The following is a 26,997-nucleotide window of genomic DNA, read 5'->3' on the forward strand; positions in this document are numbered from 1 at the left end:
GATTGGTATCGATGTTCACCGAACCTTCGGCGAGGTGGTAATCTGGAAAGACGGCATCCTTCGACATGCGGGCCGGGTCGACATGACCCGGGCCGCCCTTGAAGGATGGGCAAGAGTCTGCGGTCGACCGACGAAGTGGTGATCGAGGCGACTGGAAATAGCATGGCGGTGTCGCGGGTGCTGACGCCATTCGTGGCGCGGGTGACTATCGCCAATCCGTTGCAGGTGAAGGCGATCGCTCAGGCGCACGTCAAGACTGACAAGATCGACGCCGGTACACTCGCCAGCCTGCAGGCGGCGGGCTCCCTGCCGCAGATCTGGACGCCTGATGCGGAGACCGAACGCAAGCGCAGGCTGGTGGCGCGGCGCTACCAGGTCGTGCGGCATCGCACGCGGCTCAAGAACGAAGTGCATTCGATCCTGAATGCGCACCTGATCCCAAAGTGCTCGCATGCCGATCTTTTCAATGCCCGCGGCCGGGCGTGGCTGGCCGCTCAACAGTTTCCGGACGATGAGCGCGCGGCGATCGATCGGCACGTTCGTGAGCTCGACCGGCTGGCGGAGGACTTGGCCCTGCTCGACCGCGAGATCGCGCAGGACGCCATCGACGATTCCGCGGTCAACAGAGTGATGACGATCACCAGCGTGAATGTGACAGTCGCTACCGGGATCGTGGCGGCGATCGGCGACATCAGCCGGTTCAGCAGCCCGCAGAAGCTGGTGAGCTATTTCGGGCTGAACCCGAGGGTGCGGCAGTCGGGACTGGGAGCCGCCCATCACGGTCGAATCAGCAAGATCGGCCGCAGTCACGCATGCGCCATACTGGTTGAGGCGGCCTGGGCAGCGGCCAAGGCGCCCGGTCCACTGCATGCGTTTTTCGTGCGCATCCGTGCGCGGCGTGGCCACCAGATCGCCGCGGTCGCCGTGGCTCGGAAGCTCACTGTGCTCTGCTGGCATTTGTTGACAAGGGGCGAAGATTACCTGTGGGCCCGCCCAGCGATGGTCGCCAATAAGACCCGCGCGATGCAACTTCAAGCCGGACATCCGCAACAGAAAGGCAACCGGCGTGGACCAGCCTATACCTGCAACATCAAGGCGCTGCGCGATGGCGAGATGTCGATTGCCGCCCAGGCGGAGCGAAGCTACGAACGGTTCATGTCGCAATGGAAAGCGCGGCGGCCAAAAACCGGCGCGCGGGCGCCTCAGTTCGGCAAGACAAAATAGGGCAGTCCGGTGACGCTTGCAGCCGACGCGTCACGCTTCGCCACGAGGTCGCCCGCGCCCAACAATCATAATCGCAGCTGACGGCAACTTCCAGCCGGGCCAGTCCCGTTCCACGCAGCCGCCGTGCTCGGGCGGATCATGGCCAAGCCTTGCGGTAGCCGCAAATGCGGCCAGCCTTGACCGCCCCTGCGCGCGGCGGCTGCGTGATCGGTGGCCGGGACGGAAGAATGACCCGCGCGACCGAACAAAAGAATGGACTTACAGCGATTTTCGCAGTCGTCGTCTCGGTCTGAAGAAATCGCTTGTCCATCTCATCCGTCGAGTGCAGCTTGGCGCGATGCGCGGCTGGGAAGCTCATGTAGGCGAGCACGTCGGTTTCGGCCTCGTCGAGGAAGGCGGCGAGCTTCGGGAGCTTGGGGCGGAGCTGGTCGGTGATGCGCCGCCATTGCGCCCGCGCCTCCTCGGCATGGTCCTGGGCAAAGGCGGTGGCGATGAAGGAGGAGACGACGCGCCGGCCGCTCTTGCCGGCATGCGCCAGCGCGTTGCGCATGAAGTGCACGCGGGGGTCGTTGAAAAAGCTGCAATTGGCTGATTCCGTTCTCGTCGGCGATTCGCGATTGGCGGAGCAAACGAGATGCTGGGGCGCAAGGAGCGGGATCAGTTGGAGCTCTTCATCACTGGCTCGCTCAGACAGCTCGTCCCAGATGAGCACGTGCTGGCACGGGTCGATCGTGTGCTCGACCTATCTTGGCTAAGGGAAGAGGTCTCCGACCGCTATAGCGCGAACGACGGTCGGCCGGGCGTCGATCCGGAGGCCGCGGTCCGCCTGATGCTCGCGGGTCTGCTCACCGGCATCGTACACGATCGCAAGCTGATCCGAGAGGCTCAGGTTAACATCGCCATTCGCTGGTTTGCTGGTTATGGCCTGCATGAGCGGCTACCGCACCATTCCAGCCTGACGCGCATCCGCCAGCGCTGGGGCGAAGAGCGATTCCGTAGGATCTTTAAACGCACGGTCCAGGCCTGTCTGAAGGCCAAGATCGCAACAGCCGAAGTGGTTCACATCGATGCGTCGCTAATCCGCGCCAACGTGAGTTGGGATAGCCTCACCGAGCAGCATGCGGTGGATGTGCTGAGCGAAAATCAAAGCGAAGATGAAAGCGAGGATGAGAGAAAGGGCCGGCAAAGCGGGAAGTACAAAAAGGTCTGCACGACTGATCCCGATGCGACAATGGCTACGAATGCCCGAAACCGGCGGCTGGAACCCGCTTACAAGCAGCACACTGCCGTCGATGACAAGGTCGGTGTCATTCTGGATGTCGCGGTCACGACTGAACAAACGAACGAAGGAGAGATGATCGAGCCGCAAGTCGATGAGATCGAAGCGATTACGGGCATCGACATCAAGGTCGTCACCGCCGATGCGGGCTATGCCTACGCTAAAGTCTACGGCGCGCTCGAGCGGCGCGGCATTGATGCCCTCATCCCAGCTAAAGCCGAACCAATCAAGAGTCGCGTACCGCTCAGACGCTTCCGGTACGATGCCAAGAACGACATCTTGAAGTGCCCGCGAGGACGTATCTTGCGCCCCGCGCGGCCCATCAAGCACGGCCGTTTCTTTTACGCGAAGGCGAAGGATTGCACCCGGTGTCCGCTCAAGCGGGATTGCCTATCCAAAGGGCGGGTTAACAAAGCGGTCGTTGTCGGTGACCATTATCCGGCACTGCTGCGCGCCCGCCGCCGTCGCGAGCGATGGAGTAAGCAGGATCGACATCTCTATCAACGCCATCGCTGGCGCTCAGAGGGATTCCACGGCGAAGCCAAAACTTGGCATGGGCTGGCGCGCGCCGTACGGCGCGGTCTACCGAATATGAAGATCCAGGCCTACCTGACGGCCGCCGCCATCAACCTCAAGCGGCTGGCAACCGCTCTCCTTGCGCTTATTCTGTCTTGGATTGTCCCTCAAAATGCGTTTGCGGCTTCAGATCGCGCCGTAGCGCGGGCTTTGACGCGAGGGCCATGATAGGCCGGTCGCTGCATCGCGCGAATCTATGGGCCACTTCTTCAACGACCCCACGCGGCAGCGCTGCCAGGAGGCGTTGAGCACCTTGGCCACGGTCGCCTTGATCCCCTCGTGGGCGTCGGAGACCACCAGCTTGACGCCGCGCAATCCCCGCCGCGCCAGCTTGTGCAGGAACGCGGTCCAGAACGTCTCGGCCTCGGACGGGCCGATGTCCATGCCGAGCACCTCGCGCCTTCCGTCGCTGTTGACGCCGACCGCGATGATCACCGCGACCGAGATGATGCGCCCGTTCTGGCGCACCTTCACATAGGTGGCGTCGATCCACAGATAGGGCCAATTGCCCTCGATCGGGCGGTTGAGGAAGGCCTTCACCTTGTCGTCGATCTCACCGCACAGCCGCGACACCTGGCTCTTGGAGATGCCGCTCATGCCCTTCGCCTGCATCTGGTCGTCGACCGAGCGAGTCGAGACGCCGTGGACATAGGCCTCCTGCACCACCGCGGTGAGCGCCTTCTCGGCCATCCGCCGCGGCTCCAGGAAGCCGGGGAAGTAGGAGCCTTTGCGCAGCTTGGGAATGCGCAGCTCGACGGTGCCGGCGCGGGTCTCCCAGCTCCGATCGCGGTAGCCGTTACGCTGGACCTGCCGCTCTTGGCTCTTCTCGCCGTACGCGGCTCCGGTCAGGCCCTCGACCTCCAGCTCCATCAGCCGGTGGGCAGCAAAGCCGATCATCTCGCGCAACAGATCAGCATCGGGGATCTTCTCTACGAGCGTGCGCAGGTTCATCATGTCGTCGGTCATCGGTGGTTCCTCGAGTCAGGTTGGCTGTCGCAATCCAAACCTTACCGACGAATCATCGGTGACCACTCGCAAAGCCGCTCGCTCGCTACAGCGCTATGGGGGAGCGCGCGTCGCGAGCGGCTTTGCTAATGAGCTACACCACTCCCTGGGACACGACCCCACTCTCGTCACTCCGAGATTAAGGAGGTAAGCCAGTTGCGAGTACCGCGTCGGAATCCAACGCCAAAAGGTGTGACGTATGCGCAATGCAAGCAAAGATGGTGTAAATGCTCGCCTCTCAGCGGGTAGTCGCAGGAGCGCCGGCTTGCCCTATCTGCCTCAATCAGGCCGTTTCAGCTGAAACAAGTTGCCTCGACCTGTACAACCCAAGTGGCGGCTGCAAGGTACCTTGCCACCTCATGCGGCAAGGATTCAGGTTGTTGATTTTGCTGGTATGTTGGAACGTGGTACTGTCGATCGAGGTGTGCCAGGAATATCGGAGCACGGTGATCTTCGGGCAGGCGAAGTCCTGAGCGGGAAGTCTGGGCTGGTCGCGCTCGTTTGCGGCTTTGTTCTCTACGTCAGGTTGAATTGCCGAATTCGGAGGGGTAGCTCGAGAAGAAAGCAGTGAGGGCCCGGGTCATACTTGTGTATACCGGAGCGGGCCTATAATCGGAAGTCCGTAGGTTTTGGGCGAGAGCAGTAATCGGCCCTCATCCCGGACCAAGCAGAGCCGTTATAAGGCCGAGAATCTAGGTTTTTTGGATTTGCCATGGTTCTGTTTGAAAGGATGGCACGTGAACGAGCGCTTGCAAGCATCGCAATTGGTGCCGGATCACAACGAAGCAGTGGTGCTGATTGTCGACGACGATGCCTCGATACGGAAGGCTCTTACGAACCTTTTCCAATCGGCGGGTTTGAAAGTGAAGGACTTTGCCTCCGCCGCGGAGATATTAAAAGCGGACCGCCCCGAGGGGCCGAGCTGCCTTGTGCTCGATGTTCGGTTGCCTGGATTGAGCGGTCTCGAGCTGCAATCCGGTCTCGCTAGCGCGAATATGCATACGCCAATTGTTTTCATAACGGGTCATGCGGATGTTCCAATGACGGTACAGGCAATGAAAGGGGGGGCGGTTGATTTCCTGACAAAGCCTTTCCGCGATCGGGATTTGCTTCGCGCAGTCCAGATTGCAATCGAAAGAGATCGACAAAGGCGAGAGCTTGAGAAGATGCGAGCCGGCGTGCGCTCACGCTTTGAAGGTCTGACGCAGCGAGAGCGTGATATTCTGACGCTGGTTGCGTCAGGGCTCTTGAACAAGCAAGTAGCGGGTGAGCTCGGCCTCGCCGAGATCACCGTCAAAGTCCACCGTGGCCAAGCCATGCGCAAAGTCGGCGCTAAGTCGCTCGCCGATCTCATAAGAATGATTGAGTTGCTGGGCCTGTCCCGCTCAAATGGAAACGTGCAAACCTGAGTACGAGCGGCGGCTCTCGGTTGGATAGCGCTGCAGCTAAAGGCTTTCCGCTTATAATGCCTCATCTCATCTCGATCATTGACGATGATCCGTCCGTTCGTGCCGCCACGAACAACCTTCTGTCCTCTCGCGGCTACGACGTTCAAGTGTTTGCATCCGCCCCAGAGTTTCTACGCTCGGAGGTGCTGGCTGCCACGTCGTGTGTAATCGCCGACATCCAGATGCCTTTCATGAACGGGCTTGAGCTGCTACGGCAAATGCGAAACGACGGTCGTCAAACGCCGTTTATCTTCATTACGGCCAATGCAGAGAGATCAGTTCGCGCCCGCGCAATCGAAGCTGGCGGTATTTGCCTTCTCGCTAAACCATTTACCACAATGACATTGATCAACTGCCTCATTGCAGCGCTCGAAGGACTTGACGACACAAGGAAATGAAAGCGACCACTCTTTGCGGAAAGCACCTCAACGGAATTGGTGAGTCTGAGATAATCGCCTGCACTCGCGGTACACGTTACGTCCTAATCGGAACTCTTGCAATTGCGATGCACGCGTGCGTTGACGGAGGCTCCTTGATGTTCAGTGCAGTTAATCTTGGCGGCCAAATCCTGCCGACGCGCTCATCTTACTGCGCAGTTTCAAGTGAAAGCTGTTTCCAGTTGAGGCGCTCGGGCGAAGTCGCACATCGTTGATCATGAAGCGGTCGCCGAACATCTTCGGCGGGTTTAACTCTCGGCCCTGGTCCCTAAAGGCTGAGCGTGGGCGAGTCGTACGCTTCCGGCGTCCGCTTCCTGACTATTGCCGAATAAGGGAGATTCGGTGGGCGGTGCGTCTTGAACGCGAATGCGATGGTTTTCCCCCTAAGGCGAGAAGTGGCCGTCAAGTTCGGAATGTCGGAATGTCGATTAACGTTCACAATTTCGGGGTTGCGGAGACGCGGGGAGCGCGCGTTCGGGCGTGATCTTCTTCCCGACTGTTGAAGCGCCAACTGTCGATTCCGCTTTCGATAATATCCTAATGAAGGTTCAGGTGGTCGAGCGGCGCGGTGGTCATCTTGGTGTGTCCGCAAGGACGCTCGGCCATTCCCGACTACCAGATTGGTGGTCACCAGCACGAGTGCGCTCGTAGGCGACCGATGAGGTGGAACAGGGAGCTGATTACCGGATTGGGCGAATGGCAGATTGCCGAGCTCGTCGAGAACAACGAAGTCCAACCGGGTCAGGTGATCGGCGAGCCGTCTTTGGCGGCCATCGCGGACCTCGGCTCCTAGCCTGTTGAGGAGGTGGACGTCCTTGTAGAAGCGGCCACGGGCGCCAGCGCGGACACAGCTGCGGGCAATTGCGATCGCGAGGTTAGTCTTGCCAGTCCCCGGGGCAACCAGCGTTGGCCGATGTCTAGGAGCCCGATTGAGATCCTCCCCGTTCCATCCGCAATGCGCAGCGTTAGTCGTCGTTGTCACCTTGCAAGCGGCTTGAGGGTGAGACCGATTTAGTTATCAGGCAACCTGATGGGATGTTAACGCTCCTGCCGGCATGGACGGTGCACCACCGCGTCCTTCCGATTGATCCCTGCTCCGCGGCTTGCGGTGGACGGTCGCTGGAGGTGCGCGCTCTTGTCGACGCGGTTTTATCCTCCTCTTAGGGTTATTCGTCCCATTTGTGGGGACGTCGTCGTGGCGAGCGCGTCACCTCACAGGGAGATCGGTTCGAGAGCCCTCCAAGATGCAGCAGCATTCCGATTGAAACTTGCCAGCAACGCTGGAGCTGTTGAAGGAGCTTCCTACCGAATCGCTCACCGACGGGGTGACCGACGCAAACGACATGAGGAGGACAGCGGTGAGCAAGAACACGCCTGAGCACGCTCCTCGCCGGGCCATCGTGCACGTTCGTCAGTCGGCGGACGACCAGGTTATCAACAACCGAGTGGACCGCGCCGGCAGTAAGGCTTAGGTGACGGTGCGCGGCAGCTTGGCTGGAGCGAGGTGAGCGTGATCGACCATGATCTCGGTCGCTTTGGTGGTGGCACCGCGCGTCGCGGGTTCGAGAAGCTGCTCGCCGCATTTGCGAAGGGCGAGTTGGCGCCGTGGTTTTGATTGAGGCCTCTCGGCTGGCCCGCAGGGCAGGCATCGTTATACACTCCTGGATTGAGACCACGAAGCAAAAGGCGCGCAGGAGTGAACTCTTCCATACGATATCTCACGGTCTCTCATGATCGGATCGAGAACGACCTAGCGCGACGGTCAGGGTGAGAGCGTATGTGGAGGCTCCCGAACGTGCGGTGGTTGCCCCGTGCAAATTCGCCCCCGGGGGGAACGGAGGAGAAGGCCGGCCGTGGAGCTGGCCGGGGTTGCGCAATGACCGGCTCCTTTCGTTACTAGGCATTTGCGACGTCGTCAGTTCGTGCTGTGCTGACGGCCGATGCAAGCAGCAGCGCGTTCGCCTGCTCGTTTCGCGAAGAGTTAAGGCGACGCTGAAGGGTTAGTAGGACCTTGTAAAATAGAGTATCCTGCGTGCAGTTTGGACAGAAGCTCGCTGCTCATCCGCCATGGTTCGGCTCCGCATCATGTTTGAAGTGCGACGGTCACACTAATGACGGGAACGATCAAGCTACGTACTCCTTCCCGGGTATTCAAAGCTCGAAGACCGCTGTTTTGATCGACGCGTCCGTGCTTCGGTAGCGCCAGCGGAAGGCCCGACGAAACGTGCCGCAGGGTGACCGTACCCCCGCCAGAGGTTCGTCAGGATCAATGGAGCGTAGCGTACGTTTGCCTCAGGCGGCAGGGCTCCATTGTCCGTCCCCCGAGTTGACACCCGGATGACGCGTGCCGAGCCACCACCTTCCGGCCGAGCTATTCGGGTCCTAAAACAGGATCAGCGTCGCCATAGCTTAGGAGTAAGACATCATTCTTTGTCCTCGCTCTCGCAGTCGAAGCGATTCTGACGCATGCTATTCAACCTTTCGAACACTGATCGCTCATTCTGGCCATAGAGCTTAATGCCAATGATGACTTCTCGCAGATGTGCTATATTGTAGCGTTTGGTTTGCTCGACCCAGCGGTCGAGCGTAGCATCGTCAAGCGATGGCTCCTTGGCTTTGAAGTAGGCGCGGCGGGTCTGGGCGGACGACATACCAACTTCCATGATGGTGTCAAAGCGAGAAGGGCGATCGACAAAGCGCCTGTCCAGACGGTCAGGGTGGTTGGTGGTCGCAACGTGCAGCACGTTCGCAGTTTGCGCGTTGCCATCGAGCAACGCAAGAAAGTGCTCAGCGCCCCATCTTTCCACGAGCTCGTCCAGATCCTCCATAACCATGACCACGGGCCGCTCGGGCTCAATGCGACGCAGCAGACCGACACACGCGCTAGCCAGTTGCGGGCGATCGATAAAGACAACTACGCCATTATGATCTCGGACAACGACCTGTGTCATTTGTCCGATTGCGCAGGTCTTGCCACTACCGGGAGGGCCCCACAGGAGCATGCCGCGCTTGTGCGTGAAGCCGTACTCGACGTACTTCTCGCGCAGAGCCCAGAACTTGTCGAACTCGACCAAAAGCCTCTCCGCGGCGGTGTCCGGCAAGTTCAAGAGCGTGTCAGTTACAGTCGGCACCTTTTCGAAAAAAACGGTGCAACTATTTTCGCGGCAGCGATAAGCACCTGCTGGCAATTCCAAGGAAGCGTCAGAGACTGGGAGGAAGGTCGTGCCGCTCCGCGCCCACAGCGCAGCATTAAGATGGAATTCGTGATCCATGTACTGGTCCACGCACTCGTCGACGCACTCGTCCACGCACTCGTCCTTGTTCTCGTTTACGGAGAAGGCCTCTTTCATGTACTTCCTCGATTGTTAGATGGAGTGTCAGAGTAAAGGGGTAGCAATAGTTGTGCCATCGCAAACGAGGTCCGTATAGCGACCGCGATCCTGACCGGCGGCAGTCACGTGGCTGGTGAAGGGAAGGCTTATGTATTCACCCGTTGCGACACCGATGTGTGGCTAATTCGACAGACTTGTCCGAAATCGACCAAGCAATGCCGCGGCGTTCTTGTTTTCAATGAAGTATCACTTCGGCATTCAGTGGCCTGGCCGTTGCGAGCAGTTGGGCGGTCTGGCCAGACTTATCCTCGTGATCGTGGGTCGACACATTCTTGCCTCGATTCCGTTCGGCGGGCCGAACTGTGTTTGGTCGCTCTTCGAGTACATGCCCATGATTAACGTTATGGCCAAATGCGCAGAGCCCCACACTGGGTGCTGCTGCAAGTCTAGTGTCCTGAACCAGAGCATTGGATCGGCAGAAGCGCTCGATTGAATTGGTCCATGGAAATGGTTTTGGATCGGCGTTGTGCCGTTCGATGAATGAAGCGATGTCGGCCCTGACGGCGGCAATGCTCCGATAGACGCTGCGCCTGATGTTCTTGTCGGTCAGGAGCTCGAAGAAGCGCTCCTGATTGAGCCATGACGAGCTGGTCGGGGTCAGGTGCACATGCCAACGCGGCCTTTTAACTAGCCATCGCCGGATCAGCGGGGTCGTGTGCGTGGCGTAGTTGTCCATGACGAGATGGACGTCGAGCCGGCGCGGGCTGGGTCTCGTCGAGGAGCTTGCAAAATTCGGCGGCGCGGTGAAGTCGGTAGCACTTGCCGATGACCCGTCCGGTCGCAATATCGAGGGCGCGACCAGCGAGGTGGTGCCATGCCTTTTGTAGTCATGGCTCCTTCGGGCCGGCTGGCCAGGTCGCATCGGCCACATCGGCTGGCTGCGATCCAGAGCCTGGATTTGGGATTTGTCGCTCACACACGGGACGATGGCGTGCTGCGGCGGCGAGACGTAAAGCCGACGACGTCGCGGACCTTGGCCAGTAGGTACGGGTCTGTCGAGAGCTTGAACGTCTCCATCCGATGCGGCTGGCCCGAAGGCCCGCCAGATGCGTTGAACCGTCGACACCAACAGACCGCTCGCCTTTGCCATGCTGCGGGAGCTCCAATGCGTGGCGGGGCAGTTCTCCAGCGTTCGCACGGTCACGACTTCGATTCGGACATCATCAACCGTGCGCGGAGCCCCGGAACGCGGCTCGTCGTGAAGCCCGGCCACGCGCTGCTCTACAAAAACGGTGGCGCGACTTGCCTACCGTCCCGCCGCTCCAGGCGCAGCTTGGCCGCCACTTTCTTGTTCTGTCCTCCCTCCGCGCAGGTCAACACAATCCGGGCTTTCAGAGCCAGCGCCTGCGCCGTGTTCCGCCGCTTCGTCAGTGACGTCAGTGCGGCACGCTCATCATCGCTCAATATCAGGGGCGCAAGTAGCTGGACCGACATCAAATCCTTCGTCGCTATTCCAGCACCCAGCTCTGGCACAACCAAGCGAATCCAATGCGATTTTACGATTGCGAACTTGTGAGTCAGGACAGTAGTCATCTGGAATGCAAGTTCGTCACCGCCGGCGAGCTCGCTCGACGGCTCACGGCTTTGTTATGGGGGCAAAGATGCTTTCGGTCTCGATCAATGGATCGTGGATACTGCGAGGAGCGAACTGGCCTCGCTTGCGCAAGAGATCGACCGCGACATTGCAGCTGTCGCGGAGCCATCACCCAACCCTAGAGCACTATCCCCATCGACGGGCTCTTATGGTCCCTGCTGTCCGGAACGGAATCTCCGCATCGATAAGTGTAGCCTCTGCCGAGATTAGGTTGCGGCGCGGTGAGTAGGCCTCGGTGTGCTGACGTCGAGGCTCGATGTGGACGGCGGTAACTAACACAAGTCCAAATAGCGGCCGATCGATCAAGTTGCACGGTCGTCGGCGGGCTCTCTTTGTCAGGTGCGGCAGTTGCCGCGCCGTTGATGGCCGCAAATCAGCCGGCCTGGATGTTTAATTCTCTCTTCCTCAGAACAAGGAACCGGCACCCGGCGGCACGCCGCACCCGGGTCATCAGGGTCCCAGGGAGTCTCCCGGGCGGGGGGCTCCTGCGCGCCTTCCGGTGGGCCCTCTTGCGTGCGGGCTGAAGCAGTGCCTACCAACAAAAGCAGTGCGGCCGTAGTCAAAAGCGCGCGTTTCATCCGGTTTCCACTAGAACAGATACGAGAACTCCACAGCCAAGTATGCCATCCCAGGTGCTAAGGAGTAGCCGGCGTTGGTTCACCAGAGGTCTCGACTTCATTCCAGGATCGTACAATGTGACGCTAGGTGCGATTCAAGCCTTTTCATAACGGAGGCACAAAGTATCAACCTCACATCGCTTAGGTCAGCGCTCCCGACGGCATCGAGCGGGAGGGCGTGATTGCTGCCGGCCCCAACGTAGTGCCCGTCCTGGCGATCGGCCTGGCTTGTCGAAGCTCGGCGAACGCGTGACATAGACGCCGCAGGAGATTCCAGCTCAGCTACCATCTCCACCATTGTGCGGCGGCTGGTCTTGGCCATGAACAAGGCCCAGTCGATGACGGCGTCCACAGGTTTGCTGATCGCTTCGGTTTGTGCACTCTTACCGAGCTTGTCCGAGATCGCCCAGGATACCGGAATAGCGCCAGCACGGCGATCAGCAAAGCATGCTCTGCGTGCTCCATGCGTCCATGTGCGGTCATGAGTTCTTCGTAACTCGACAGTCACTCGCAACAGGCATGGATAGTGTTGCCGGAGCATGTCGGCGCCGGAGATGCACCTGGATGCAGACCTCGATCCGGCACTGGAGATGAATGCCGACGTATACCTGCATGACTGACAGCGAGATGGCCAAGACATTCCTCGACAGAGCGACGCCCCGGAGTGCCTAGACGCCACGTGTTCCATGCGTTCTCTTTTACAATTGCTTGCCGCCTGGAACGTCGTTATCAGGTTCGAATAAACTCACGGACATATTGGTCATCGCGGAGCCTGATTCTCCCGATATCGACGGCATGTTCGCCTCCTCTTCCGAGCTCCGCTAATGGGCCTCCTGCCCCCGCCAGCAAGCGAAGCTGGTAAGGGGCGGCAAAGACAAGGAGCACACCATGTCTCAGACACCCAATACCGCGATCGCCGTGATCGGCATCGATATCGGCAAGAACTCGTTCAACGTCGTCGGCCACGATGCGCGCGGCGCCATCGTTCTGCGTCAAAAGTGACCGCGTGGGCAAGTGGAGGCGCGGCTCGCAAATCTGCCGCGTTGCCTGATCGGTATGGAAGCCTGCGTCGGCGCACATCACCTGAGCCGCAAACTCGCATCGCTTGGTCACGATGCGAGGTTGATGCCGGCCAAATATGTCCGCCCCTATAGCAGGGGACAGGAGAACGACTTCAATGACGCCGAAGCGATTGCCGAAGCCGTGCAGCGCCCGACGATGAAGTTCGTGGCGACCAAGACCGCGGAGCAACTGGATCTGCAGGCGCTGCACCGGGTGCGCGAGCGGCTGGTATCGCAACGCACCGGCATCATCAACCAGATTCGCGCCTTCATGTTGGAGCGCGGGATCGCCGTGCGCCAAGGTATCGGCTTCTTGCGCACCGAACTGCCCACCATCCTTGCGACGCGCGCCGATGCCCTGTCGCCACGCATGTTGCGTGTCATCGAGGAGCTGGCAGGCGACTGGCACCGGCTGGATCAGCGCATCGATGGCCTCTCCGGCGAGATTGAAGCATTGGCCCGTCAAGATCAGGCATGCTCGCGCCTAATGACGGTGCCTGGCATCGGGCCGATCATTTCGAGCGCCATGGTGGCCGCGATCGGCACCGGAGACGTATTCTCCAAAGGCCGCGACTTCGGCGCTTGGCTTGCCCAAGCAGATCTCGACGGGAGACCGCACGATCCTCGGCAAAATCTCGAGGCGCGGCAATCGCTACCTGCGCGTTCTGTTCGTGCAGGCGGCGTGCGTTGTGCTGGTCAGGATAAAGAACTGGGAAAGTTATGGGCTCAAGTCCTGGATCGAAGCCGCCAAAAGGCGGTTGCACCACAACGTGCTCGCGATCGCGCTCGCCAACAAGCTTGCCCGCATCGCCTGGGCGGTGCTGGCCAAAGGACGCGCCTTCGAGCTGACGAGGACTGACGATGCAGGCGTCCGACCCGCTTGATCCTCGCGCCGTGCTGGGCGCGGTCAAGGCGCAGCCTGGCAACGCCGGAGCCAGCCGCAAGCCAAGCGCGACGGCTGGCCTTGACCGCCCCTGCGCGCGACGCGATCGACGTTCTGCGGGCCGGGACGAAGGAACGGCCCTTGGCTCGAACAAAGGAACTGAGCAAAATGAGGAGCAAGCGATGACGTAAGCCCCTATCAATAATTTCCAGCCGAGGTCTGCGAGAGGATGAGACGAGATGGAGGTTCGGTCTTCCCGGCGCATGCGAACACTGGTGACCCGAATGGTCCAATCGAGGCCTGTCCGCTAACGAGAACGCACGCGCGCTGATATCCATGGTGGCCGGAGCAAATGCTCCAATCAAAGGCCGGATACATTGATGCAAGACCGCTCACCGCCAGCTCGGCGAAACCACTTGCAACGCACGGCCGGACCATACATCGGGGTCATTTATATTGCTCCTTGCTATAGATCCGCTTCACCAGTAGCCGACAGTTTCGTCTCGCCGGTCGGTCACAAATCCGGGCAGTCGTACTGGCGATAACAACAGTGGCGTCCGTAACAACCGTGCCTATAACCGTGGCAGGGATATGCGCGGAACGGGTACGACCGCGGGCCGGTATGGTACGGACTGCAGCCATAACTGACCGGAGGGTATCCATAAGGCGGCTCCGCATATACGCAATAAGGGCCATAACAGCCGCCGCTCGTACTTGCGCCACGGAAGAGTTCGGCTCTTGCAAGACTGGAGATCCTCCGTTCGCAGTTGCAGTGAGAGACAGGGGACATCGTGGTCGTGCCTCCAGGAAAGGCCTGCACGACTCCGACACTCCTCGGCATCGGCGCTGCCGTCGCCAGCTCCAACTGGACAACCATCAGGACTCCCACCACCGTACAGCTCAATAGGGACTTCCAGCTGCTCATCGTTCGACTCCTTATCACGGTCGTTTCGACAGTCGGCTCCAAGATGTCGTCAAAAAGCTCCCGCCTGGCGGCCTGCGCAGCCAGTGCTGCTGATCCAAATATTGGCTGCCGCCAATCAAGTGCCACAGCCACATGATCGCTACGCTACTTTCCTACCCCAATGCCAAGACGTATAGCGCTTGCTTGGCGAACGAAAGCAGCACTCCACCGGCTGCGAGAGCGGCCACGCAGAGTGCCAAGATCACCGCGCGCTCCATGCTTTACCGTTTTAGGCGGTCGTGAGCGCCCGAAGGTGGGATCGGTCGAACAGTATCTTGGATAATGGACGTATTGGTCAGCGCGTAGCCTGATCTTATTGATATCGACCGCATCTCGAGCACGCCTTCTCCGCCATTTACAATTCCCCTCCAGGGCCAAATAAACCTCCCCGGAGTAGCTCCGGGCAAGCCTCTCAAGGAGAGGATCAGCAAGTCCGATGCCATCGGCGGGAGCATGACAGTTCTGACACGTATAAATGAGTTAGGGGATTCTGAGCACCATTGCGAGAGCGTCGCGACGCCATGTTAGTGCGACAACTGTCCCGAGTCTGACAGACGGGGACGTCAGTTGCGTTCTGGTGTTGATCCCATAATCAGACGTAGCACAGCTGCCCTCACTCTACAGCAGGCCTGCCGCTTCAGCTGGAGCATCGCGTTCCTCGCACCGTCGCCGCCATCGGTCAAAACGAGCAAACTGTGGCGCCTGAGCCGCTCGTGCAAGTCGCGTCCCGGTATAGGCAGCGTTCTTTGCTGCCAGTTCAGCGACAACCGGCGGCCACACTCGCTCGCGGACATCGAGTCAATCGCGCCGACGGGCGCCTAGTGTCGCGCGACGATCAGGATGGAAGGCAGCGTCAATCAAGGTGAGAGAGTTTCGCTGGGCTCGTGACGGAGGGAGGGCGTAGCCCGACCGGAGTTACGAGCCCAGCGTCGGCGCGATCCCGAGGAGGACCGCGCCGACTGGTGATCGCGGCCGGCGGGGTTATGCAAGTGGTTCTTCCGCCAAGAGGAATCACTCGCTTGCCCGGCCGACACATCACAGATCACCAGATGAGATGGGATGGTTGCCGCCCTCCCCAGACGGCATCGTAATGTGCCAAGAACGCAGTGTTTGAACCCCGAAGCGAAGAGGACGGCAAATTGATGGATACGGTGATCGGAGTGGATCTAGCCAAGAATGTGTTTCAGCTCCACGGGGCGTCAATGGCGGGACACTTGAAATTTCGAAAGAAACTGTCGCGGCTTCAGTTTCGGAAGTTCATGGCGGGCCACCCATCGGCAGTGGTGGTGATGGAAGCCTGTGGCAGCGCCCACTATTGGGCACGGGAGATGGTCAAGCTCGGCCATGAAGTGAAACTGATCGCTCCGCAATATGTGAAGCCTTTTGTGAAACGCCAAAAGAACGACGCGGCTGATGCCGAAGCAATCGTGATCGCGGCACAGCGCCCCGAGATGCGCTTCGTCGAGCCGAAATCGGAAGAACAGCAGGCCAGGGCAGTGCTCTTTCGGGCTCGGAAGCGCCTTGTTCATCAGCGCACCGATCTGGTGAATGCGCTGCGTTCTGTTCTCTACGAATTCGGCCATATCATCCCGCAAGGAATCGAACAACTTAAACGCATTGACGCAATCCTCGAAGATCCGAACAGCGATCTACCAGAACTGGTCCGCGAGGAATGTCGGAGTCTCATTGATCAGATCGCCTACAAGACGGAGCGGATCGATGCCAAGGCAGAGCAGCTCAAGAAGTTGGCGACGCGGACGGTCACGGCGCAGCGGCTGCAGACAATGCCGGGGGTCGGCCCGCTGACCGCACTCGCGATCGAGGCTTTCGCGCCCGACATGGCGGCCTTTCGACGTGGCCGAGACTTCGCGGCTTGGCTCGGCTTGGTCCCACGGCAACATTCCTCAGGGGGAAAGGAAAGGCTCGGACGCGTTTCGAAGGAAGGACAGGCGGACATTCGCCAGTTGCTCATCGTTGGGGCGATGTCGCGGCTGAACTGGCTCGGGCGCAAGTCGATCCCTAGCGGATCCTGGCTGGCGCAGATGCTGGCGAGGAAGCCGCGCATGCTTGTGGCGATCGCCTTGGCGAACAAGATGGCTCGGACGATTTGGGCCATGCTCACCCGGAAGGAGGATTATCGGAACCCAGCGCAGGCAGTGACGGCATGACTGCATGCAGCACGAAATAGCCTGACGTTGGCGAAGGGGGTGTGAGAAGGCGACGACCCGAATGGGCGCAACGATCGAACAGATCTGGATCAGGAAACCAGCTAGAGCCAAAGAGCCGACGTGCTCGGAGATGAGAATTGGACCTGGTCCGCGGATCACCATACCGGCCAGCGGCTTCTGAAAATGCCGTAAAGGAAGGCCTGACAGAAGACCGCACTCGATCACACGCCAAAGGGTCAGAAACTTCTTGCATTGCGGGCGGCAACCACAGAAGGCTCTACATGAAGTACCGTCAGACCGATAGCCCGCCAGTGGCGGCGGCCAAGGCGTCATTCAGTGCGTCGACCGCCTATCGGATCGAGAGAGATCCCCGATTTCCATCGCAAAGGAAGGCGCCCCGCGGCCGGCAACGACCGGACCCGTTGAGCGAGGTGTTCGAGACCGAGATCGTCCCGATCCTGAAGGCGGCACCTGGCTTACGCCCGGTGGCGGTGTTCGAGGAGATGCTACGGCGTCATCCGGATCTCGGCATCGGTATCCGTCGTACCCTGGAACGTCGGATCCGTGCATGGCGGGCGGTCCACGGCGAGGAGCAGGAGGTGATCTTCCGCCAAACCCACGAGCCTGGCCAACTCGGCCTCTCCGACTTCACAGACATGGACGAGTTGGGTGTTACGATCGCGGGTGCTCCGTTGGATCATCGTCTCTATCACTTCCGTTTGGCCTATTGCGGGTTCGAGCACGCCCACGTCGTGCTTGGCGGCGAGAGCTTCGTCGCCCTGGCGGAAGGCCTGCAGAATGCCCTCTGGTCGCTCGGTGGGGCGCCGCGGGAGCATCGGACCGACAGTCTGTCGGCCGCATTCTGCAATCTCAATCGTGATGCACGGGACGATCTGACGCAGCGATACGAGGCCCTTTGTGCCCATTACGGCATGCGGCCTTCCCGCAACAATCGAGGCGTTGCTCACGAGAATGGTTCGATCGAAGGGCCCCACGGTCATCTCAAGCGAGCAATCGCGGATGCCTTGCTGCTGCGCGGAACTATCGACTTCGACGATCTTGCCACCTATCGCGGCTTCATCGACGAGATCGTCAGCCGCCGCAATGCCCGCAACGCCAAGCGGATCGATAGCGAGCGCGTGGTGTTGCAGGAGCTGCCCGATCGGCGCACCTCCGACTACGAAGAGGTGATCGTCCGCGTGACCTCGTCCGGCGGCTTCACCCTGCGCAAGGTGTTCTACACGGTGCCATCGCGCCTGATCGGTCACCGACTGCGGGTGCGCCTTTACGACGATCGTCTCGACGTGTTCGTCGGGGGCACCCATCTCGTCACCTTGCCGCGTGGGCGGCCGCATCCCAATGGCAAGTACGACCAGGTCGTCGATTATCGGCACGTGATCCATTCCCTGCGGCGCAAGCCGATGGCACTTCTCAATCTGGTCTACCGAGATCAGCTGTTCCCGCGGGATGCCTATCGGAAGACCTTCGATCGCTTGCGCGAACGCTTGCCGGACAAAAAAGCCAGCCGGATCATGGTCGATCTCCTCGCGCTCGCTCATGAACGCGGCTGCGAGGCCGAACTCGCCGATCAGCTCACCGCCGATCTCGAGGCCGGCCAACTGCCCGACCTCAACCGGCTACGTGCTTACTTCGCCCCCGATCCCGCCAACCTGCCGAACGTCGTGGTGCAGCTCGTGCCGCTTGCGACCTACGAATGCCTCATCGGTGCCGCCGAGACCGGAGGTGCCGCATGAGCGTAACGAACACGGTTGATGCCGCGCGCCTCAATCTGCTGCTCAATGAGCTCCGTCTGCCTGCCATCAAGGTGCTGTGGGCGCAATTTGCCGAACAGTCCGACAAGGAAGGCTGGCCGGCCGGCCGCTTCCTCGCGACCATCGCCGAGCACGAGATTGCCGAACGCGGCCGCCGTCGGACCGAACGACACCTTGTCGAAGCACGTTTGCCCACCGGAAAGACCTTCGACAGCTTCGACTTCGAAGCCGTGCCGATGATCTCAAAGGCGCAGGTGATGGCGCTCGCCGCCGGTGACAGCTGGCTGGGCAAGGGCGCCAATTTGCTGTTGTTCGGCCCGCCCGGCGGCGGAAAGAGCCACTTGGCGGCAGCGATCGGCCTGGCCCTCATCGAGAACGGATGGCGCGTCCTCTTCACCCGGACCACCGATCTCGTGCAGAAGCTCCAGCTAGCGCGACGCGAGCTTAACCTCGAGGCGGCCATCAATCGTCTCGATCGCTTCGATCTCCTGATTCTTGATGATCTCGCTTACGTCACCAAGGATCAGGCCGAGACCAGCGTGCTGTTCGAGCTCATCAGTGCACGCTACGAGCGCCGCTCGATGCTGATCACCGCCAATCAGCCATTCGGCGAATGGAACAGGGTCTTCCCGGACCCCGCCATGACCCTGGCCGCTATCGATCGCCTCGTTCATCACGCCACCATCGTCGAGATGAACGTCGAGAGCTATCGCAGACGGACCGCCCTCGAACGAAAACGCGGTCCCGGACGGCCGCCATCGCACGCGACACCCAAAACCGTCGCTGATTGACGCTGCGCGACAATCAGAGTTCAACAAAACTCTTGCGCGCGACAATCATCGCGGCAATCATCATCAGGCCGCGACACGCCTCGCCATCCTGATTGCCGCGCACTTCCTACCCAGATTGCCGCGCTACAGCCTAGATCAAGCCCCCATAGTTACACGCTCACAAGACGTGGCTTCGTTCGATCCAGCGTCAAATAGGTCCCGTGCTGGACTTGCGGCGAGATCTGCGAGCGAGCGTCGACAATGCCGGCTCATACGAGGAGTCCCCACCGCGCCCTGCCTCCCGCCCTGGCACCGATACGCTCGACCAGCGCTCTTCACACGCGGCCGGGCCGAGTTCTTACTTGAAGAGCGTCGCCCACAGGCAGCCGACCATCTCGCGTGCAATGGCGGTGGTGACGATCACCCCGGCTTTGCTGGCCGCCGACAAGGGGTGATAGAGGATGCACAGCTTGACCTGGGCTCTTTGCCCGCTTGTTGATTGGTCGGCGCGATTAGGATGATCCCTAAGTTGCGAACTTCCTCGCCGCGCACTCCTTGGGCCATCGCAACCGAAATCGTTGCCTTGTGTACATCCAGCCCTACGAAAATGCTATGGTTCATCAGGCCCGCTCCCCATGCTTGGGGTTCGGCGCCGGACCATCCGGCGCAACCCTCGATAGGAGCTTGCCGCGGGGCCGCCCGTCACCTCACAGGGCGGACAAAGGGTCTAGGGGATGCTGAGGTCCTCTGCAAAGGTTCGGCCTGCCGCACTGGTCCTGAGCTCGTAGCAAATTCGTATGCCTTCGGCTAAGTCGCTTCTTCCGGCTTTTGCGACCGCGCTGGCGTGTACGAATACGTCCGGACCTCCGTCATCCGGTCTGATGAAGCCATATCCCTTTCTTGCGTTGAACCATTTCACGATACCTGTTGCCATGTGTCGAACTCCGGCGTCTTCAAAAGCTAACAAAAAGTACGCACTCAGCCAGCGAAGCTCATGCCGCACGCAAGGGCGCTGTAGAACAATGTAAGATTGCGAAAGAAGGTAAAAAGCCGTCGGTATGCCATACAATTGCGTATCTCACTTGATGCGCTCGCTTGTGCTCCATGAAAAGTGCGATCGCGGCGCGACAAGATTGCGGACTTTGGTGCACTGTCAGCTTGCCGTTGCTCAACGCAAGGCGTCATTATCGCATGTCCGAGCGACGCAGGTTGGAAGAAGAGTGAAAGGTGGTGGTGACCGTCATTCGCCGTCAGGCGCACCGCTCGGCGCAAAGCGGTCGAGCAAGTGCGCCGGTCGGTTTGGATGAGATCTACGGCGGTGAAAGCGGACACGGCGCTAGTGGGGGCAGCTGTGGCCGCTCGCATGGAATCCAAGCGAGAGCTCATGTCGCTACTTCGGATATAAGATGCACCGCCGCTTGCGATTGCAGCGCCTCGGCGCCAAAGTGTTGGCAGAAGTATCCTGACAAAAGTCATCGAGCACCTGTTCTCGCGAGAGACCAATGCATCTATTCTCATTGGCCGTTAAGCAAGTAGCGTGCCGCGCCTTATGACAACGGGACCAACTGCCGACTAGGTTGCTCTGCCGTTTTGGTTCTGGTGATGTAGGAGTGTGGGAGAGACTATGCTCCTGCTCGCAGCATTGCCTCGGCCGCAGAACATTTGGGCCGTTGCCCAGAAGCTTGAGAGTGACGCTCAATCTCCTGAGATAGGTCCTGGCGCTATGAGGGAGAGGCTCTTGCCGCATGTAGGCGGTCCATGACGGTATGCGCGGCAGCAGTTGCAGCGCCCATGCTGCCATCGTTGGACATCTAACATGGGCAGCTGGCGCAAAACTAACAATAATCGTACTGCCTGGTGTTAGATCAAGCGCACCGTTGCTGAAACCCGGCGGACGCGCGCTTGGCCCGACAAGTGGCGCGGACGATCTCGGGGACCGCGAGCAGGCCTGGAGCACTTCGGGATCAGGTGCGCGTGCAGGATCGATTGCACCTCGTTCTTGAGCCGCGCGATGCCGCACGACCTGGTAGCGCCGCGCCGCTAGCCGACGCTTGCGTTCCGTCTCTGCGTCAGGCGTCCGGATCTGCGGCAGGTGCCGCGGGCGCCTGCAGACACGCGAGTGTGCCGGCATCGATCTTGTCGGTCTCGACTTGAGCCTGGGCGATCGCCTTCACCTGATGCGAATTGGCGACAATCACGCGTGCCACGAACGACGCCAGAACCGGCGACACCGCCACTCTGTTCGCGGTCGCTTCGACCACCACCGCATCACTGGCCAGCAGGGTCTTGCCAAAACCGTCCAACGCAGTCCGCGTCTATATCAATACGGCCCGCATGTCGGAGGCTGCCATCCTCCCAAACCACCACCTCTCCGAGGTTCGGACGTCGATGTCAATCACCCGTCGCACTTGCACCTCCTGCCAAATCAGACCACATGACGGGAGCTACGGGCGACACGACAACTACGGATGCGCGCTCTCAGCGCAACCGGGCTGGTCGCAGAGGCGGCCAGCTACTAACCCGAGCTCGTGGCTGATCGTATGCATCGGCCTGCCCGCACCTTGGTGCTCCCGGTGCCTCTCTCCCGATGGTTGCACCATACGCCACTATCTTGAATATCGCAGCGGGACATCGGCACCGAGAAACTCAAATACCGGTTACCAATCCGATCGAGCGCCTCAACGGCAAGATCAAGCGGCGATCCGAGGTCGTCGGCATCTTCCCTAACGGAGACGCAATCGCCGACCTAATCGATGCGACCCTGTCGAGCAGAACGACGAATGTGCGGTCCAGGCGCCCGCTACATGACGCCGGAAAGCATCGCGCCATTAAGCGATGAATTCATCGTCGGTCTGCCCGACGTGGCAGGCTGATGCCTTCCGACCCGCCTGCCGGAAAATCGCAGGTAACCTACCGTCAGCTACACCATGCCCCGGCAGGGTGCTGGCAGCGGAGCTTGCGTCAATTGGATCGAACGTCTCTTCGTTTCTCAGCATTTGAGGCGCGGTATCTACCCGTCGAGGAGCGGCCTAGGCATCAACACGGCGATCTTGTGAGACGAAGTGTTCAAGCGTCCCACAGGATGCTCGCCGATGGCATCTTATGGTTCATCAGTGCAGGGTTGACCAAGCAATTTAGCGGCAGAGCTCCAATCGATGCTTCGGATGCCCTGCTTAAACCAGTCAACCCATTTCTTGCTTATGAAAATCGCGTAGCAGCCTGAGAGAGGATCACGCTCACGCGGGGCCATCGGGGCTGCGAAAGGATGCAGCCGTTGCCCCTGAGCCTAGCAGAACGGCCGTCGGGGCGACTTAACGCCCCAATTGGCCGTCTTCAATCTAAGGGCTTTAGGCGGTTGGGGGCAATCCCCGGCGCCTAGCAAGCTTGATGGTCCTGCCTGACAGCTCAACTATGCGTTTCTCCGCCGCTGTGAACGAAATCCTTCAATAGGATCAAGCCGCCTCCGTACGGTCTGGGGAATTGAGCGGAGTCGTTGAGGAAACATAGCCGAGAGCAGCTTGCTTCTGGCGCCGTCGCTCCACGGACGGAGGGATGCCCATTTTGCCACGGTATTTTGCGACCGTCCGGCGCGCTATATCGATCCCAGAGGAACGCAATAGCTCGACGATTGCGTCATCTGAGAGCACTGATGCTTGGGCCTCGGAGTCGATGAGCCTCTTAATGCGGTGGCGAACAGCCTCTGCCGAGTGAGCCGTCTCGCCGACGGCTGAAGCAATGGATGGTTTGAAGAAGTATTTGAGCTCGAACCGTCCACGATTGGAGGCCATGTACTTGTTGTTCGTTACGCGTGAAACGGTGGACTCATGCACCCCCGCGGCGTCGGCCACTGCTTTCAGATTGAGGGGTCGTAGATGCTCTACGCCGTAGGAGAAAAAGTCATGTTGCTGACGCACAATTTCGCTCGCAACTTTCAAGATTGTGTTCGCACGTCTCTCAAGTGAACTTACCAGCCAGCGTGCATCAGACCACTTATTGGCCAGGTAGGCCTTGTCATTACGGTTGCGCATTTTGCCCTTGAAATCGCGATAATAAACCTGATTCAGCGAAATGCTGGGAAACGCTTCACTGTTCAGCTCGACTACCCAATTGTGGTGATGACCCCGGCGAACAAAGACATCTGGGATCAAAAGTTCCAGGCGCACCGAACCAAACTTATGTCCCGGCTTCGAGTCGAGTGACCGAAGTTCCGCAATCATATCGGCGATGTCCTCATCGCTCTCTCCGCAAACGCTGCGCAGGGCAGGAACCCCCTCAGGTACAAGAGCGAGGTTCTCAACCAGTGCCTGCATCGCTGGGTCATAGCGGTTGCGCTCGCGCAGCTGGATCGCGAAACATTCTTTCAAAGAACGAGCGAAGACGCCAGGAGGGTCAAACGTCTGCAATGTTGCCAGAACGAGATCAACATCTGTTTGCGAGGCCCCCAGCCGTTTGGCGGCATTTCCTAGGTCTTGCGGCAAGTATCCGGCGTCATCGACGAGGTCGATTAGATAGCGTCCGATGAGTCGCTTTGTGGGCGACGTCAGCGCGAGTCCGAGCTGCTCGGTCAAATGATCGCGGAGGGTGATCTCTTTCGGTACGCACGCCTCTAGATTATAGTCTTCCTGACAAGATCGGCTGCGGGACGCCTCTGTGCCGACGTCCAGCCGATCTTGGTCCGAATTCTGAGGAATGTCCTCATCAAATGGCTCGGAATGAAGATCGTCAAGCTCCGGGCTGGGCGCCGCGTCGAGCTCGGGGCGAGTGCCAGGGTCTACGCTCAAGCCGTCTTGTTGGCTATTGTCGAACGCGTCGCTGTCAAGATCACTAGCGTCGTCCGGACCGCTGGCTTCGCTGAAGAGGTCGGTCGTTGTTCCGGCATCCTCTTGCGTCAGCATGTCTATGTCGCGCTCCAGCAATGGATTGCACTCGAGCTCCTCCTCCACGAAATCAGCCAGATCGAGATTAGACAATTTCAGCAGCTTTATCGCCTTCGCCAGGCGCGGCGATAGTACGGCTGATTGCGATTGCCGAACATTCTGCTGATATCCCAGGCTCATTGTAAGGTCTCTCCCCGGCTGATGTACGGCGTCTGTATGCGAGTTACCAATTGATGTTCGGCACGCAGACGGTTGTGGATATGGAAGCGCAAGGCGATCTCCCGCCCTACAGGCGCAGAGTCCCCTCTCGCTCTATCTTCATAGAATGTTTGATGGCCGCCTGTGGGGAGGCCAAGGATGCGGCCTGCTGTTGATAGTCTGGTTCTGGTGAACCGAGACGAGGGCGCCACGACAATGAACTGTCCAGTTGGCAAATAGAATCTGCGTTCTGATTGCCAGAGGCCATAGTTTTTGCCGGGTTTCGCATCGAAGTTGTCGCGGCGACCTACGCCGCAGGCGTGTGTCATCGTCCGGCCTTTCCACACAATACGTTCTTGGCCTGACACGATTGGCGCGCCTCGATTGTTAACAGGCGCAGGACCGGACTGCTTACCGGCGGTGGTCGCTCCAGCTGAAAAAAAGCGAGGGCTTTGTGTCCCGGCGGGGCCCGGGCTGAGGTAGAGCGCATATAATCGCTTGGTGCTGTCCCCGCCGAGGGTGGCATAGGGTCCGGAGCGCTTTTTGCAACGCTCCGCTTGCCGCTGCGGTCGCAGCACCATCTTGGGAACGCGTTCCCAGAGGCGAGCTCTTCCGTGCAAGGCCGTATTTGGCCAAATTCTGGCTCGGCGCAGTGGGTCGCCCGTTCGAGTGAACCGGGCGAAACACGTCGCTCCATCGCAGGTCTGGGGCGGCAAGTGCCGGAGACCGGGCAGCAACAACGCGGCGTGCCGGACATCATTCAACGGACTGAGCAAGAGGCCTCCCGAGATCTGTTCAGTGGAAGCATCAGCAAGAGGTGTGCCAAGCCAGTACGCCGGATGCCGCTCATGTCCCTTGTTGATGATCTCAGGTAGTGATGCAGTACGACGGAGCTCGCTGCGGTGTGTGAACTAGCGGCCCGATCGACCTTTGTGGCAACCGCAACAATCAAGATGGGCGACATCGAACAACGCGGGATGGAGGTCTCAGGCAACTAGCGCGCCATTGTTTAGGTGCATCGTCCTGTGCTGCCGCAACACGCCCAAGCCGCCAGCGAGATGCCGGGCGGCGCTAATCGTGAGCTATCTCGTGGTACAGCTATTGCTGCGACGATGACAAGCCTAGCGCGAGGAGCAGCTCTCAAGAAGCAGCCGGATGTCGAGCGCGCGAAGCGGCTCGTCGTCTGATCTAATGCGGCGCCGGGTGAGTTAAAGCAAGTGATCTCGCACGTTGGGCCACGGCGCATGTCAATCAAAGTAATGAAGTTTGGGGGATCGAGCTTTCGTGATGCGGAGGCGTACCGCGCTGTCTCCAGACATATAGTAGATAGGCTTGCAAATGACGCGCGGCAAGTCGTGGTCGTCGTTAGCGCGATGCACGGCCAGACGGACGTACTGAAGTCTCTAGCGCTCTCTGTGAATGAAATCTGCAGCACCGTTGCCTTGGACACCGTCCTGACAGCGGGAGAAATGATTTCCGCTGGACTTCTTGAGGCAGCATTGCAAAGACACTCGGTGCCGACATCATCGCTCTTTGGCTATTCGATTGGAATCAAGACATCCTTGGTTCTAGGTAGGACGGTCATCGAGGAGGTCGACAACAAACCGCTGCTAAAGGCGCTCGATTATGGCCGCGTGGTAATCCTTGCCGGAGCGCAGGGTCTGGATGAAGGTGGACGGGTCTCAATGCTCGGCCGCAATAGCTCGGATTTGACTGCGGTAATAGCCGCCGATATGGTGGGAAGTGGCGTTTGCGAAGTCTACTCGGATGTCTGTGGCATCTACTCCGCCGATCCGAGGATTGTGAGGCAAGCAAGGCTGCTCCCGACAGTCTCCTATGCCAACGCAAGTCGGATAGCACGCTGCGGGGCGAAAGTGCTTCACCATGGCGCAATCGACTATGCTGCCGGCCGGAGAATAGCCATCTCCTGCAAATCGTTACTGCCGAATGAGATGGCCGGTACTTTGGTGACTGACGCAGGAGGCGGGGTTTGCGTGGTCATCAACCCGTCAGCAACACGGGTTGCATTTCAAAGCGTCTTCGAAAAACGTAATGCTGAAGACGTTTTACGAAGGCTTGGTATCATGTGGATCGATCTCGAGCAGGATGAAAGCCCCGAGGGGTATTTGACGCATGACGCGGAGGCCGCGCTTACCGCTCTGCATCGGGAAGGCATCCACCCCGTGAGGAGTGCGCAGAAGATTGTTGTTTTAGCGCTCACCGGGTCCAAGCCAAAGACATACGAATTGCGAGATCTTGAGGCCGCTTCTTACTGTGCTCAGAGGGTCCATGCAGAGCTCCGCACTAGTGGGGTGGAAGCACCTCACTAGCCATCACCTCCTGATTGGCGATATACCGCGCTGCAGGTCGGGAGAGCCGGCTACTCACCGCGGAAATGAGTCGTCAGCGGCAACTTCACCTCCCTTGTAGAAGTCTTGAGATGGCTTGTCACGATGACCATCGCCGAGCGGACCGATCCTTCGATAAGTGCATTCCGCTACTGGGCAGTTGAGTTACGCAACGCCAGAACGCACGATCTGCCAGGTGCCTGCCAGGCAAGTGATGCGCAACCAATTACCGCGCGCCCAACATGCAAACGGCCTTCGTTAGCCTACTGGTTCTGTAGCCGGGCTCACCGTGAGTGCGGGCGGTTAGCGTATCCGTATCCGAGTCCAGGTTGACCTGGGCCGCAGTGTGATGCGGGTAGGCGACCTGCCCGACGACTAGGCCCG

Annotated in this window: 13 protein-coding genes and 6 pseudogenes; 10 read left to right on the forward strand and 9 right to left on the reverse strand. The window is 59.7% G+C overall.

Features of this window, described 5'->3' with window-relative positions:
* The first annotated feature begins 7 nt into the window (after window positions 1-7).
* Window positions 8-1,224, forward strand: a pseudogene (locus tag XH89_RS39570) (IS110 family transposase).
* A 312-nt stretch (window positions 1,225-1,536) separates the two neighbouring features.
* Here XH89_RS39570 and XH89_RS39575 read toward each other — a convergent pair.
* Window positions 1,537-1,786, reverse strand: a pseudogene (locus XH89_RS39575) (transposase); the annotation flags it as partial.
* Between the two features lie 72 nt (window positions 1,787-1,858).
* On the opposite strand from XH89_RS39575, the gene XH89_RS39580 reads away from it, so the two are divergent.
* Window positions 1,859-3,247, forward strand: a complete 1,389-nt coding sequence (locus tag XH89_RS39580; RefSeq protein WP_128929889.1) for a transposase — start codon at window positions 1,859-1,861, stop codon at window positions 3,245-3,247.
* Window positions 3,248-3,298: 51 nt separating this feature from the next.
* Here the strand turns inward: XH89_RS39580 and XH89_RS39585 are convergent.
* Window positions 3,299-4,045, reverse strand: a pseudogene (locus tag XH89_RS39585) (IS256 family transposase); the annotation flags it as partial.
* Between the two features lie 776 nt (window positions 4,046-4,821).
* Between XH89_RS39585 and XH89_RS39590 the strand changes: the two are divergent.
* On the forward strand, window positions 4,822-5,493 hold the full coding sequence (locus XH89_RS39590; protein ID WP_164934295.1) for a response regulator transcription factor: 672 nt from the start codon (window positions 4,822-4,824) through the stop codon (window positions 5,491-5,493).
* Window positions 5,494-5,549: 56 nt separating this feature from the next.
* Window positions 5,550-5,930 (forward strand): response regulator transcription factor, encoded by a 381-nt coding sequence (locus XH89_RS39595; protein ID WP_128929888.1) that lies wholly within the window; start codon window positions 5,550-5,552, stop codon window positions 5,928-5,930.
* A 307-nt stretch (window positions 5,931-6,237) separates the two neighbouring features.
* On the opposite strand, the gene XH89_RS42280 is transcribed toward XH89_RS39595, so the two are convergent.
* The 4 genes from XH89_RS42280 to XH89_RS39615 form a co-directional block, all read right to left on the reverse strand.
* Complete coding sequence (locus XH89_RS42280; protein ID WP_128929887.1) at window positions 6,238-6,951, reverse strand: ATP-binding protein; 714 nt, start codon at window positions 6,949-6,951, stop codon at window positions 6,238-6,240.
* Between the two features lie 1,441 nt (window positions 6,952-8,392).
* A complete protein-coding gene (locus tag XH89_RS39605; protein WP_128955128.1) occupies window positions 8,393-9,319 on the reverse strand; it encodes an AAA family ATPase in 927 nt (308 codons plus the stop codon).
* A gap of 217 nt (window positions 9,320-9,536) precedes the next feature.
* Entirely contained in the window at window positions 9,537-10,451 is a 915-nt protein-coding gene (locus XH89_RS39610; RefSeq protein ID WP_128929885.1) for a transposase, read from the reverse strand.
* A 131-nt stretch (window positions 10,452-10,582) separates the two neighbouring features.
* Entirely contained in the window at window positions 10,583-10,894 is a 312-nt protein-coding gene (locus XH89_RS39615; protein ID WP_128929884.1) for a hypothetical protein, read from the reverse strand.
* Between the two features lie 1,734 nt (window positions 10,895-12,628).
* On the opposite strand from XH89_RS39615, the pseudogene XH89_RS39620 reads away from it, so the two are divergent.
* From XH89_RS39620 to istB, 4 genes and pseudogenes are all read left to right on the forward strand, one after another.
* Window positions 12,629-13,517 (forward strand): annotated as a pseudogene (locus tag XH89_RS39620) (IS110 family transposase).
* Between the two features lie 2,105 nt (window positions 13,518-15,622).
* A complete protein-coding gene (locus XH89_RS39625) occupies window positions 15,623-16,648 on the forward strand; it encodes an IS110 family transposase (protein ID WP_164934317.1) in 1,026 nt (341 codons plus the stop codon).
* 281 nt (window positions 16,649-16,929) lie between these two features.
* Window positions 16,930-18,402 (forward strand): IS21 family transposase, encoded by a 1,473-nt coding sequence (gene istA / locus XH89_RS39630; RefSeq protein WP_128955127.1) that lies wholly within the window; start codon window positions 16,930-16,932, stop codon window positions 18,400-18,402.
* Window positions 18,399-19,211 carry an IS21-like element helper ATPase IstB gene (istB, locus tag XH89_RS39635; RefSeq protein ID WP_206736872.1) on the forward strand — a complete coding sequence of 271 codons (813 nt, stop codon included), beginning with the start codon at window positions 18,399-18,401 and terminating at the stop codon, window positions 19,209-19,211. The genes istA and istB overlap by 4 nt, the downstream gene beginning before the upstream one ends.
* A gap of 706 nt (window positions 19,212-19,917) precedes the next feature.
* Here istB and XH89_RS39640 read toward each other — a convergent pair.
* Together XH89_RS39640 and XH89_RS39645 are read right to left on the reverse strand one after the other, a co-directional pair.
* Window positions 19,918-20,124: a cold-shock protein gene (locus tag XH89_RS39640; protein ID WP_128929882.1), complete on the reverse strand. Its 207-nt coding sequence runs from the start codon at window positions 20,122-20,124 to the stop codon at window positions 19,918-19,920.
* A 1,019-nt stretch (window positions 20,125-21,143) separates the two neighbouring features.
* Window positions 21,144-21,598 (reverse strand): annotated as a pseudogene (locus XH89_RS39645) (transposase); the annotation flags it as partial.
* 203 nt (window positions 21,599-21,801) lie between these two features.
* Here XH89_RS39645 and XH89_RS39650 point away from each other — a divergent pair.
* Window positions 21,802-22,063, forward strand: a pseudogene (locus XH89_RS39650) (transposase); the annotation flags it as partial.
* A gap of 579 nt (window positions 22,064-22,642) precedes the next feature.
* On the opposite strand, the gene rpoN reads toward XH89_RS39650, so the two are convergent.
* Complete coding sequence (gene rpoN / locus XH89_RS39655) at window positions 22,643-24,247, reverse strand: RNA polymerase factor sigma-54 (RefSeq protein WP_128929881.1); 1,605 nt, start codon at window positions 24,245-24,247, stop codon at window positions 22,643-22,645.
* Window positions 24,248-25,509: 1,262 nt separating this feature from the next.
* On the opposite strand from rpoN, the gene XH89_RS39660 reads away from it, so the two are divergent.
* Window positions 25,510-26,595: a uridylate kinase gene (locus XH89_RS39660; RefSeq protein WP_128955125.1), complete on the forward strand. Its 1,086-nt coding sequence runs from the start codon at window positions 25,510-25,512 to the stop codon at window positions 26,593-26,595.
* Window positions 26,596-26,997: the final 402 nt, after the last annotated feature.

Origin of the sequence: Bradyrhizobium sp. CCBAU 53340 (assembly GCF_015291645.1) — a bacterium.
Lineage (GTDB): Bacteria > Pseudomonadota > Alphaproteobacteria > Rhizobiales > Xanthobacteraceae > Bradyrhizobium.